Annotated in this window: 10 protein-coding genes; 6 read left to right on the forward strand and 4 right to left on the reverse strand. The window is 68.1% G+C overall.

Going from position 1 to position 12,199, the window contains the following annotated elements; all coding sequences use genetic code 11:
- Positions 1–21: 21 nt before the first annotated feature.
- The 4 genes from JVX91_RS15080 to JVX91_RS15095 all read right to left on the reverse strand — a co-directional run bounded on the left by JVX91_RS15080 (position 22) and on the right by JVX91_RS15095 (position 3,511).
- Positions 22–669, reverse strand: coding sequence for a FadR/GntR family transcriptional regulator (locus JVX91_RS15080; RefSeq protein ID WP_205335017.1), 648 nt, complete (start codon positions 667–669; stop codon positions 22–24).
- Between the two features lie 118 nt (positions 670–787).
- A complete protein-coding gene (locus JVX91_RS15085; RefSeq protein WP_205335018.1) occupies positions 788–1,567 on the reverse strand; it encodes an EF-hand domain-containing protein in 780 nt (259 codons plus the stop codon).
- Positions 1,568–1,677: 110 nt separating this feature from the next.
- The gene (locus JVX91_RS15090) at positions 1,678–2,775 is read right to left on the reverse strand and encodes a HAMP domain-containing sensor histidine kinase (protein WP_205335019.1); all 1,098 of its coding nucleotides are present in this window, start codon (positions 2,773–2,775) and stop codon (positions 1,678–1,680) included.
- Entirely contained in the window at positions 2,756–3,511 is a 756-nt protein-coding gene (locus JVX91_RS15095) for a response regulator (RefSeq protein ID WP_205335020.1), read from the reverse strand. The genes JVX91_RS15090 and JVX91_RS15095 overlap by 20 nt, the downstream gene beginning before the upstream one ends.
- A gap of 321 nt (positions 3,512–3,832) precedes the next feature.
- On the opposite strand from JVX91_RS15095, the gene kdpF reads away from it, so the two are divergent.
- From kdpF to JVX91_RS15125, 6 genes are all read left to right on the forward strand, one after another.
- A complete protein-coding gene (gene kdpF / locus JVX91_RS15100; protein ID WP_009618573.1) occupies positions 3,833–3,922 on the forward strand; it encodes a K(+)-transporting ATPase subunit F in 90 nt (29 codons plus the stop codon).
- Positions 3,923–3,931: 9 nt separating this feature from the next.
- Entirely contained in the window at positions 3,932–5,626 is a 1,695-nt protein-coding gene (kdpA, locus tag JVX91_RS15105) for a potassium-transporting ATPase subunit KdpA (protein ID WP_205335021.1), read from the forward strand.
- Between the two features lie 12 nt (positions 5,627–5,638).
- The gene (gene kdpB / locus JVX91_RS15110) at positions 5,639–7,699 is read left to right on the forward strand and encodes a potassium-transporting ATPase subunit KdpB (RefSeq protein WP_205335022.1); all 2,061 of its coding nucleotides are present in this window, start codon (positions 5,639–5,641) and stop codon (positions 7,697–7,699) included.
- Positions 7,700–7,864: 165 nt separating this feature from the next.
- Positions 7,865–8,413: a potassium-transporting ATPase subunit KdpC gene (gene kdpC / locus JVX91_RS15115; RefSeq protein WP_205335023.1), complete on the forward strand. Its 549-nt coding sequence runs from the start codon at positions 7,865–7,867 to the stop codon at positions 8,411–8,413.
- A 214-nt stretch (positions 8,414–8,627) separates the two neighbouring features.
- Positions 8,628–11,285 (forward strand): sensor histidine kinase KdpD, encoded by a 2,658-nt coding sequence (locus JVX91_RS15120; protein ID WP_205335024.1) that lies wholly within the window; start codon positions 8,628–8,630, stop codon positions 11,283–11,285.
- Positions 11,286–11,325: 40 nt separating this feature from the next.
- On the forward strand, positions 11,326–12,018 hold the full coding sequence (locus tag JVX91_RS15125) for a response regulator (RefSeq protein ID WP_205340018.1): 693 nt from the start codon (positions 11,326–11,328) through the stop codon (positions 12,016–12,018).
- The last annotated feature ends 181 nt before the right edge of the window (positions 12,019–12,199 follow it).

Genomic DNA, 12,199 nt, shown 5'->3' on the forward strand with positions numbered 1-12,199 from the left:
GGCAAGGCAGAGAAATCAGGGTCAGATCAGTAGCGCGCGGTTCGCGTTGGCCGCGCCTTCGGCGTCGCCGCGCTCAAGTGCGTCCAGCAGTTCGCGGTGCAGCTCGAAGCTCGGCTGCGGGCGGTCGGGGTCGCCGATGGTGCGCTCCAGGCCGGCGCGGATCACCTGGGAAAAGTAGCGGTAAAGCTCGCTCAGAACCGGATTGTGGGCGCTGTCCACCACGCGCTGGTGGAACGCAAGGTCATACGCGATGTAGGCATCCAGATCGCCGCCGTGATGGACGGCGGAGGCTGCCAGGGCTTCGCGCAACGCGGCGAGATCGGACTCTGTACGGCGCTCGGCGGCCAGTCGGCTGGCTTCGACCTCGATGATGCCGCGCGCTTCCAGTGCCTGTTCGACCGAGCTGCGGGCCAGCACCAGCATGGCGTCCAGCGGGTTGGCGCAGGCGCGCACGTAGGTGCCGTCGCCCTGGCGCACTTCCAGCACGCCGGAGAAGGTCAGCACGCGCACCGCTTCACGCACGGTGTTGCGGCTCATGCCGAGGGTATCGGCCAGGTCGGGTTCCGGCGGCAAGCGCTGGCCCAGCGGCCAGGTACCGTCATCGATACGCAGGTTTATCTGCTCCAGGGCGATGTCGACCAGGGAGCGCTTCTGAATCGGGCTTGGCATGGAAACATCCAATCATCGGATGAATTTGGAAGCCAAGCCTAGGACAAAGCCGGGGAGGGATGCAAACGCGGGAAGACCGCCGGAACGGGGGCGTTCCGGCGGCGGCATCGCAGCCGGATCAGGCCGCGATATTGACCAGGCTACCGCTGGTGGCCTGGAGCGAGGTGACCTCGCTGCTCTGGTATTGCTTGAGCAGGTTGGCCACCAGCTTCTGGTAGGCGGCGCCGGTATTGGCGTTGCCCGAGGCGCTGGTGGGCGCGGTGGCCGTGGCGCTGTCCGAGTAACCGGCGGGTGAATCCCCGGACGAACCGCTGGACGCCGATGGTGGTGGCGGGCCGTCGCCACGGTTGGCCTGCAGGGCGCTGGACAGCTCATCGCTGCTGATGGCGCCGCTACCGTCGCTGTCGAGCTGGCTGAACAGCGCGCTCAGGCGTTCGCTGTTATCGTCGCGGTTGCCCAGGGCGGCGAGCTCGTCGCTGCTGATGCTGCCGTCGCCATCGGTATCCAGTGCACTGATCAGGTCGTCGGCGGACTCGCCCGCGCCACCCATTCCCCCCATGCCGCCGGGCGGCGGTGGCGGAGGCATGGCCGCCGACAGTTCGTCCTGGGAGATGCCGCCGCTGGCGTCGCTGTCCAGCTCGCCGAGCAGGGCATCGATGTCGATGTCGCTGCTGTCCTGGTCGTCGCCGGACGACAGCGCGCTGGTCAGTTCGTCCTTGCTGATGCTGCCGTCGCCATCGCTGTCGATGGACTTGAACAGGTCCTGCTGGAATTTCGCCGCGCCCTGGGAAGCGCCGCTGCCGGCCTGGTTGCCGGTGGTGCTGCTGGCGGTCTGGGTCCTGGCGAGCGCCGAGTTGGTGTAGTAGCTCGCATAGCTGCTGCTCACGCCGCTGATCATGGGAATGTCTCCGTGGTTGCCGGACCGGAGGGTTCTCCGGTCATGGCAGCCTCGGGCTTCTGTGTGTCGCGGGTTTGTGCGCTTTGTTTGCGGCGGGCTACAACGAGCCTTCAGGCACGCGGCAGGCGCAACACGGCGGTGGCGCCGCCGCCAGGAGTTTCCTCGAAGGTCAGGTCGCCGCCCTGGCGCCGCGCGGCATCGCGGGCGATGGCCAGGCCCAGGCCGACGCCGCCGGAGTTGCGATTGCGTGAGCCTTCCAGGCGGAAGAACGGTTCGAACACTTGCTCGCGCAGCTCGGCGGGAATGCCCGGGCCGTGGTCGCGTACGCGGATTTCCAGTTCGCGGGTGCCGTCGCGCAACTCGATGCAGACGTCGCCGGCGTAGCGCAGGGCGTTGTCCAACAGGTTGTTCAGGCACGAGCGCAACGCCATGGGTTGCACCTTGAGCGGCGCGCAGTAACCCACCACGCCGACGTCGGCGCCGCGTTCGCAGGCGTCCTCGGCGAGCGATTCGGCCAGCGCCTTGACGTCGAACCACTGTGGCGGCTCGTTGGCGCGTTCCTGCTGCAGGTAGTGCAGGGTGGAGTCGAGCATGCCGATCATCTCGGCGAGATCCTGGCCGATGCGGGTGCGCAGCTGCGGGTTGTCGATTTCCTCGACGCGCAGGCGCAGGCGCGACAGCGGGGTCCGCAGGTCGTGGGAGACCGCCACCAGCATACGGCTGCGCTGCTGCACCTGTTCGCGGATGCGCTCGCGCATGCGGTTGAAGGCGCGGGCGGCCAGGCGCGCTTCACGCGTGCCGGTCTCAGGCAGGGGCGGGCTGTCCAGGTCTTCGGAGAGGCGCAGCGCAGCGTCGCCCAGATGCTGCACCGGGCGGGCCAGCAGGCGCGCGCCGATGTAGGCGGCGAGGATCAAGGTCAGCAACTGGAAGGCGAACGGCACGCTCCAGAACGGCAGGCGTGGGCCGGGCGGTGGTGGCGGCATCATGCCCGGTGGTGGCGGTCCGCGTTCGAAACCTGCTCCCGCTGGTGGCGGTGGTGGCGGCTCGTGGCGCGGCCCGTAGTGGTGGAACCAGGCGAACGCCAGCAGGTGGGCGATCACGATGGCCAGCAGGAACACGCCGAACAGTCGGGCGAACAGGCTGTCGGCGCGCTCCAGCGGTTTTTCCTTCACGCCATCGGGCGTGGACTCAGGCGATGTCGCGGACATCGAACAGGTAGCCTTCGCCGCGCACGGTCTTGATCAGCCGGGGCGAGCGCGGATCGTCGCCGAGCTTTTGCCGCAGGCGCGACACCAGCAGGTCGATGCTGCGGTCGAAGGCTTCGATGGTACGGCCTCGGGCGGCGTCCAGCAGCAGTTCGCGGTTGAGCACCCGCCGTGGGCGTTCGAGGAACACCCAGAGCAGGCGGAATTCAGCATTGGACAATGGCACCACGAGGCCGTCCGGTGCGTGCAGCTGGCGCAGCACGCTGTCCAGGCGCCAGTGGTCGAAGCGCACCTGGGCGCGCGGTTCGCCGCGCATGCCTTCTTCACCGGGAAGGTTGCCGCCGCGCACGCGGCGCAGGATGGTCTGGATACGCGCCACCAGCTCGCGCGGTTCGAAGGGCTTGGCCATGTAGTCGTCGGCGCCCAGCTCCAGGCCGATGATGCGGTCCGCCGGCTCGCAGCGGGCGGTGAGCATGAGGATCGGGATATCCGATTCGGCGCGCAGGTAGCGGCACAGCGACAGGCCGTCTTCGCCCGGCAGCATCAGGTCCAGCACCACGACATCGAAATTGTCGTTTTCCAGCGCACGGCGCATTTCCACGCCGTCAGCCACGCCGTGGGCCTCGATGTTGAAGCGCGCGAGGTAGCCGCAGAGCAGTTCACGGATCGGCTCGTCGTCATCCACCAGCAAGGCGCGGGTGGTCCAGCGGCGTGGGTCGTCGGAAGTGGTCGGGTACATGAGGAAACCTGTCGCGGGAAGACGTGGGGCAGGGTGGCCAAGGGCCGCTAGGGGCATGCGACGGGCGCATGCTAACCCGTCGACGCGTGCACGGGCCATGGTCGGCGAGGCTGCCGCCGACGGGTGTCGCCAGCGTGTCCGCTCTGTATCGGTTTCGATACATGCCCGCCGGGCGCCGTTTCCACGCGGTTTTTTACGCGTTCTTTACGCCGTCCGGCGAGGCTGGGAATCGCTCCTTTACGCGTTCCTTGCGGAGAATTTCCGTCAGGCGGCAAGCGCCGCATCAAGCGATGGAATCGCCCGCGTGAGGAGAAAGCAATCATGAGCGTGCTCGACGGTGTGTCCCTGGTCCTGGCCACGGGACTGTTCATTTATCTGCTGGTGGCGCTGCTGCGCGCCGACCGTTCCTGAGGATCGTTCATGAACAGTCATGACGTGTTGCTGATCGTCGCCTTCCTGGCGCTGGTGCTGGTGCCGGCGCCTTTCCTCGGGCGCTTCTACTACAAGGTGATGGAGGGCCAGCGCACCTTCCTCAGCCCGGTCTTCCTCCCGGTGGAGCGCCTGATCTACCGCGCCTGCGGCATCCGCGCCGACAACGAGCAGGACTGGAAGGGCTACACGCTGGCGCTGCTGGCCTTCAACCTGGTCGGGCTGGTGCTGCTGTTCGCCATCCTCATGCTGCAGGGCTCGCTGCCGCAGAACCCGCAACACCTGCCGGGCCTGGAGTGGACACTGGCGTTCAACACCGCGGTGAGCTTCGTCACCAACACCAACTGGCAGGCGTACAGCGGCGAAGCTTCGCTGAGCTACCTGAGCCAGATGCTCGGCCTGACCGTGCAGAACTTCGTCAGCGCCGCCGTCGGCCTGGCCGTGCTGGTGGCCCTGGCTCGCGGCATCTCGCGCAAGTCGACGAACAACCTGGGCAACTTCTGGGTCGACCTGACCCGCGCCACCCTCTATGGGCTGCTGCCGTTGTGCCTGCTGCTGGCGTTGCTGCTGGTCTGGCAGGGCGTGCCGCAGACGCTGACCGACTATGTCCATGCGCTGACCGTGCAGGGCGCCGACCAGTCCATCCCGCTCGGCCCGGCGGCCAGCCAGATCGCCATCAAGCAACTGGGCACCAACGGCGGCGGCTTCTTCGGCGTGAACTCTGCGCACCCTTTCGAGAACCCGACCATCTGGAGCAACCTGTTCGAGGTCGTCTCGATCATCCTGATCCCGGCCGCGCTGGTGTTCACCTTCGGTCACTACGTGAAGGACCTGCGCCAGAGCCGCGCCATCCTCGGCTGCATGCTGGTGCTGTTCGCCCTCGGCCTGGGCGCCTCGCTATGGGCCGAGTACCAGCCCAACCCGGCGCTCAGCGCGCTGCCGGTGGAGCAGACCGCTCCGCTGGAGGGCAAGGAAAGCCGCTTCGGCACCACGGCCAGCGTGCTCTGGGCGGTAACCACCACCGCTGCGTCCAACGGCTCGGTGAATGCCATGCATGACAGCCTCAACCCGCTGTCGGGCATGGTGGCGATGCTCAACATGATGGTCGGCGAGGTGATCTTCGGCGGTGTCGGCGCGGGGCTCTACGGCATGCTGCTGTTCGTCCTGGTCGCGGTGTTCCTCGCCGGGCTGATGGTCGGTCGCACGCCGGAATACCTGGGCAAGAAACTCGAAGCCCGCGAAGTCCGCCTGCTGGTGGCGACCCTGCTGGTGATGCCGGTCGGCGTGCTGGTGCTCGGCGCCATTGCCGCCAGCCTGCCGGGCCCGGCCGCATCGGTGAGCAACCCCGGCGCCCACGGCTTCAGCCAACTGCTCTACGCCTACACCTCGGGCACTGCGAACAACGGCTCGGCCTTCGGTGGCTTCGGCGCCAATACGCCGTTCCACAACCTGATGATCGCCCTGGCCATGCTGATCGGCCGCTTCGGCTACATCCTGCCGGTGCTGGCGATTGCCGGCAGCCTGGCGGCGAAGAAGGCCACGCCCGTTGGCCCCAACAGCTTCCCGACCCACGGCCTGCTGTTCGTCAGCCTGCTGACCGCGACCATCCTGCTGGTCGGTGGCCTGAACTTCCTGCCAACGCTGGTGCTGGGCCCGGTGGCCGATCACCTGACGCTTGGTTTCTGAGGAGCTCCTTGAATGAACGCACATACCCAGGAACTCGCGATGAAAAAGGCCGTTGAAAAACGTCCGACCACCGCGCTGTCTGCCCTCTGGAAGCCGGCGCTGCTGCAGGCCTTCATCAAGCTCGACCCGCGTCAGCTGCAACGCTCGCCGGTGATGCTGGTGGTGGCCCTGACCGCTGTGCTGACTACCGTGCTGTGCGTCGTGGGCGGCGACTCGGTACCCACCTTCGTTGCCGTGCAGATCGCCGTGTGGCTGTGGTTCACCGTGCTCTTCGCCAACTTCGCCGAAGCCCTCGCCGAGGGTCGTGGCAAAGCCCGCGCCGACAGCCTCAAGGCCGGCACCCAGGGCCTGCAGGCCATGCGCATGGCGGTGACCGGCAAGTTCGAGAAAGTCGCCGCCAGCAGCCTGCGCAAGGGCGATGTGGTGCGCGTCGAAGCCGGCGAGCTGATTCCCGGCGACGGCGAGGTGATCGAAGGCGTGGCGGCGGTCAACGAGGCGGCCATCACCGGTGAATCCGCGCCGGTGATCCGCGAGTCCGGCGGCGACCGCTCGGCCGTCACCGGCAATACCCGTCTGGTCTCCGACTGGCTGCTGGTGAAGATCACCGCCAATCCCGGCGAGTCCACCCTCGACCGCATGATCGCCCTGGTGGAAGGCGCCAAGCGGCAGAAGACGCCCAACGAAGTCGCGCTGGACATCCTGCTGATCGGCCTGACGCTGATCTTCCTGCTGGTGGTCGTGACCCTGAAGCCCTTCGCCCTGTTCGCTGGCGGCAACCTGCCGCTGGTGTTCCTGGTGGCGCTGCTGGTAACCCTGATCCCCACCACCATCGGCGGCCTGCTGTCGGCCATCGGCATCGCCGGCATGGACCGCCTGGTGCGCCTGAACGTCATCGCCAAGTCCGGCCGCGCCGTGGAAGCGGCGGGGGACGTCCATGTCCTAATGCTCGACAAGACCGGCACCATTACCTTCGGCAACCGCCGCTGCAGCGCGCTGCACACTGCGCCCGGTGTACAGCCGCTGGAGCTGGCCGAGGGCGCGTTCCTCGCCTCGCTGGCCGATGACACGCCGGAAGGCAAGTCCATCGTTGAGTTCCTGCGCGCGCAGATCGTCCTGCCGGAGCCGGACCGTAACCGCGTGACGCCGATCGCCTTCAGCGCCGAGACGCGCCTGTCGGGTATCGATATGGACGGTCACGTCTACCGCAAGGGCGCCGTGGACGCCGCGCTGGCCTTCGTCGGCCTGGGCCGCGCGCAGATGCCGGAGAGTCTCGCCAAGGAGATCGAGCGCATCGCCCAGAGCGGCGGCACGCCGCTGCTGGTAGTGGCCGACGGCAAGCTGCTGGGCGCCATTCACCTCAAGGACGTGGTCAAGCCGGGCATTCGCGAGCGCTTCGCCGAACTGCGCCGCATGGGCATCCGCACCGTGATGGTGACCGGCGACAACCCGCTGACCGCCGCCGCGATTGCCGCCGAGGCAGGCGTGGATGACGTGATTGCCGAAGCCACGCCGGAGAAGAAGCTGGCGCGCATCCGCCAGGAACAGGGTGAGGGTCGCATGGTCGCCATGTGTGGCGACGGCGCCAACGATGCCCCGGCCCTGGCGCAGGCCGATGTCGGCATGGCGATGAACGACGGCACCCAGGCCGCCCGCGAGGCCGCCAACCTGGTGGACCTGGACAGCGACCCGACCAAGCTGCTGGACGTGGTCCAGGTCGGCAAGGAACTGCTGGTGACCCGTGGCGCGCTGACCACTTTCTCGGTGGCCAACGACGTGGCCAAGTACTTCGCCATTCTTCCCGCGCTGTTCGCCGGCATCTACCCGCAGCTAGGCGTGCTCAACGTGATGAAGCTGGCCAGCCCGCAGAGCGCCATCCTCTCGGCCATCGTGTTCAACGCGCTGATCATCGTCGCGCTGATCCCCCTGGCCCTGCGCGGTGTGCGCGTGCAGGCCAGCGACGCCTCGCAGCTGTTGCGACGCAACCTGCTGATCTACGGCGTGGGCGGGCTGGTCGCGCCGTTCGTGGGGATCAAGGTGATCGACATGATCCTGGTAGCGGTGGGCCTGGCCTGAGGCGCGCGCCTTTTCCCCTCACCCTCTCCCAGAGGGAGAGGGACCGTCCTGAGAGATTGGGAAGCGCCGATCTCGCCGGATACACCGAACAACCCCCTCTCCCTCTGGGAGAGGGCAGGGGCGAGGGTAAGCCCGCGCTCCGAACCCAACAGAGGAGCACTCAACATGTTCAAGCAACTTCGTCCCGCCATCGTTTCCCTTGTCCTGCTCGGGCTGCTCACCGGCGAGGCCTATCCACTGGTCGTCACCGCCATCTCCCAGGTCGCCTTCCATGACCAGGCCAACGGTAGCCTGGTGCGCGACCAGAACGGCAACGTGCGTGGCTCGGCGTTGATCGCGCAGAAGTTCGACGGCGCCCAGTGGTTCCACTCGCGCCCCTCGGCTGGCGACTTCGCCACCATCTCCAGCTCCGCCAGTAACCTCGCCCCGGGCAACCCGGCCCTGGCCGAGCGTATCGCCAAGGATGCCGCCACCCAGCAGGTCGGCAACCAACCCGTACCCTTGGCGCTGGTCACCACCTCCGGTAGCGGCCTCGATCCGCAACTGCCACCGGAAGCCGCGCTGTACCAGGTACCGCGTATCGCGCTGGAACGTGGCGTGCCGGCGGCCAGCCTGATGAAGCTGGTGGAAGATCACACCGAACGTCCGCTGATCGGCCCGGCCGTGGTCAACGTGCTGGCGCTGAACATGGCCCTGGCCAGCCTGCCTCGCTAGACTCCAGCGCCAAGTGCCGAGCTCTGCCACGGCATGTAGAGGAACGCAGTACCGTCCAGCGGCAGAGGACGGCTCCCTCTCCCTCCGGGAGACGACTGCATGGATGCAGGAGGTAGGGCGACGCAGGATGCCAAAGCCGAGGGTTTGGGGTGAGGGGCTTTCCAGCTCCCATCCTCTCAGCAGTGGGCGCCATGAGCGCCCCGAGGATACCGACATGACCGACCCCACCCGCGCCGATGCCCTGCTGGCCGACCTGCCTGCCATGGGCCGTGGCCGTCTCAAGGTGTTCCTCGGCGCCGCGCCGGGCGTCGGCAAGACCTACGCCATGCTTCTGGCCGCACAGAGCCAGCTGCGCCAGGGCGTGAAGCTGCGCGTCGGCATCGTCGAAACCCACGGCCGCGCCGAGACTGAAGCGCTGCTGGCCGGCCTGCCGCAGCAGGCGCTCAAGCGTTCCGAGTACCGTGGCATCCAACTGGTGGAAATGGACCTGGACGGCCTGCTCGCCGACCCGCCGACGCTGGCGCTGGTGGACGAACTGGCGCATAGCAACGCTCCCGGCAGCCGCCACGCCAAGCGCTGGCAGGACATCCAGGAACTGCTCTCCGCCGGCATCGACGTCTACACCACGGTCAACGTCCAGCACCTGGAAAGCCTCAACGACCACGTCCGCGACATCACCGGCGTGCAGGTGCGCGAAACGGTGCCCGATTGGGTGTTGCAGGAAGCCTACGAACTGCTGCTGGTGGACCTGCCGCCGCGCGAATTGCTGGAGCGCCTGCGCGAGGGCAAGGTCTACGTGCCCGAGCAGGCGCGCGCCGCCATCGACGCCTTCTTCAGCCAGACCAACCTCACCGCGCTGCGCGAGTTGGCCATGCAGACCGCCGCCGCGCGGGTCGATGCCGACCTTGCCCATCGCTACCGCCAGCAGGGCGGCGAGGCGCCCGCCGTGCGTGGGCGCCTGCTGGTCGGCGTGGACGGCGAACACAACGCCGAACGCCTGGTGCGCCACGCCAGCCGCGTGGCCGAGCGCCGGCATCTGCCCTGGTCGCTGGTGCATGTAGATACAGGCGATGCGCGCAGCGAAGAGTCGCGGATGCAGCTGCAGAGCGCCCAGCAACTGGCCGAGCGGCTGGGTGGCGATGTCGTCGAACTGCGCGGTGGCGAAGTCGCGCGAACCCTGGTCGAGCACGCCAAGGAACGCCGTGCAACGCTGTTGCTGGTCGGCCGTTCGCGGCAGCGCTGGTATCGCCAGCTGTTCGGCGGCGGGCTTGCGGCGCGCCTGCTGCGCCTTGGGGATGGCCTGGAGATCAGCGTGCTCGATAGCGAGGCCGATCTCACCCCGCCCAAGGTCCGCCTGCAAACGCCCTGGCCCTGGGGCAACTACCTGCTCGCCGCCCTGGCCGCTGCCTGCGCCAGTGCCTTGGCCTGGGCGGTGGCCGGCGTGCTGGAACTGCCGAACATTTCCCTGGTGTTCCTCGCCGCCGTGCTGCTGGTGGCGGTGCGCAGCAGTCTCGGCCCGGCGCTGGCCTGCGCGGTGCTGTCGTTCATGGCCTACGACTTCCTGTTCATTCCGCCGCACTTTTCCTTCTCCATCCAGCGCGAAGAAGACGTGCTGACCCTGCTGTTCTTCCTGCTCATGGCCGGCCTCACCGGCAACCTTGCCGCCCGTCAGCGCCGGCAACTGCAAGCGCTGCGGGAGACGCAGGAAGAGACCAGCCAGATGCTCGACCTGTCGCGCAAGCTCACCGCCGCCACCGACCGCCAGGCGGTGATGGCCGCCGCCGCGCAACAACTGGGTGGCTGGGACGGGCTGGACATCTGCCTGCTCGGCCGAGTCAACGGTGAATGGAAAGTCGAGGGCGGCCTGAATCGCCCGCTGGAAGATCAGGAGCGTGCCGCCGCCGACTGGGCCTGGCAGCACGACCAGCCCGCCGGCCTGGGCACCGGCACCTTGCCGGGCGGGCGCTGGTGGTGGTGGCCGCTGTCCGGCGAGGACGGCCCGCTGGCGCTGCTGGGCGTCAGCCCGCGCGACGGCCAGCCGCTGCCCGGTTCGCGCCGGCGCCTGCTCGCCGCCCTCGGCCAGCCGCTGGGCCAGGCGCTGGCCCGTGCGCGTCTGGCCGAAGACCTGGAAGCCGCGCGCCTGCACGGCGAAACCGAACAACTGCGCAGCGCGTTGCTGGCCTCGGTCAGCCACGACCTGCGCACGCCGCTCACTTCCATGCGCGGCGCCATCGACAGCCTGCTGGCATTGGGCGACGCGATCCCGCCGCCGGACCGCCGCGAGCTGCTGGAAAGCACCCGCGACGAAGCTGAGCGCCTGGATCGCTACATCCAGAACCTGCTGGACATGACCCGCCTGGGCCACGGTGGCCTGAAGCTGTCGCGGGACTGGGTGTCCCCCGGTGACATTGTTGGCAGCGCGCTCAACCGTCTGCGTGCGGTGGTGGCGCCGTACCGCGTGGAAACCCGCGTGCCGCCAGAACTGCCGCTGCTGTATGTGCATGCCGCGCTGATCGAACAGGCACTGGTCAACGTGCTGGAAAACGCCGCGCGCTTCTCGCCGCCGCAAGGCCGCCTGCGGGTGACGGTGGAGCAGGGCGAAGACGAATTGCGCTTCCTGGTCAGCGACGAAGGACCGGGCATTCCGGCGGCCGAGCGCGAGAAGATCTTCGACATGTTCTACACCGCCGCGCGCGGCGACCGAGGTGGGCAGGGCACCGGGCTTGGCCTGGCGATCTGCCAGGGCATGGTCGGCGCCCACGGCGGACGGATCACGGTGGAAGACGGCATCGACGGGCGCGGTACGACCCTTGTGCTTCACCTGCCGTTGCAGCAACAGCCGGACCTGGAGCAGCTTGATGCTGCTGTCTGAAAGGCTCAAGCTGGACGCCCCCAGCCAGCCCGGACTGCCGATGAACGCCAGCGCCGCCACCATTCTGGTCGTCGACGACGAACCGCAGATCCGCAAGTTCCTCCGTATCAGCCTGAGCGCCGGTGGCTACAAGGTGCTGGAAGCCGGTACGGGCGAGGAAGGCCTGGCCCAGGCCGCGCTGGGGCGCCCGGACCTGGTGGTGCTCGACCTCGGCCTGCCGGACAAGGACGGCCAGGATGTGCTGCGCGAACTGCGCGAGTGGTCGCAGGTGCCGGTGCTGGTGCTCTCCGTGCGCGCCAGCGAAAGCGAGAAGGTGCTGGCGCTCGACAGCGGCGCCAACGACTACGTGACCAAGCCTTTCGGCATCCAGGAATTCCTGGCGCGCATCCGTGTGCTGCTGCGCCAGGGCGGCAGTGGCGAGACGCAGGAAGCGGTGGTGGCGGTCGGGCCGCTGAGCGTGGATTTCTCCTACCGCCGGGTGCTGCTCGACGGTGACGAAGTCTCGCTGACGCGCAAGGAGTACGCGGTGCTTTCGACCCTGGCGCGCCATATCGGCCGCGTGGTGACGCAGCAGCAACTGCTCAAGGACATCTGGGGGCCGACGCATACCGAGGACACGCACTATCTGCGAGTGGTCGTCGGTCATCTCCGCCAGAAACTCGCCGACGACCCGACCAACCCGCGCTTCATCGTCACCGAAGCCGGCGTCGGCTACCGCCTGCGCGACGCCTGACCACCCAGCTCCCCCGTAGGAGCGGACCTTGTCCGCGAAATCCCGCGCGGCGGAACTCATACTCGCTGGTGGCGGCCGCTGCATCGTGTCCGCGATGTGCGTGCCCCGCGCCGTTGTTCCCCGCGTCGCGCCGGAGTGTGCGCTGGCTTCCTGTTTCGCCCCCTCGGGCGAATCCCTTTTG

It is taken from the genome of Pseudomonas sp. PDNC002 (assembly GCF_016919445.1).
Taxonomy (GTDB): Bacteria; Pseudomonadota; Gammaproteobacteria; order Pseudomonadales; family Pseudomonadaceae; genus Pseudomonas.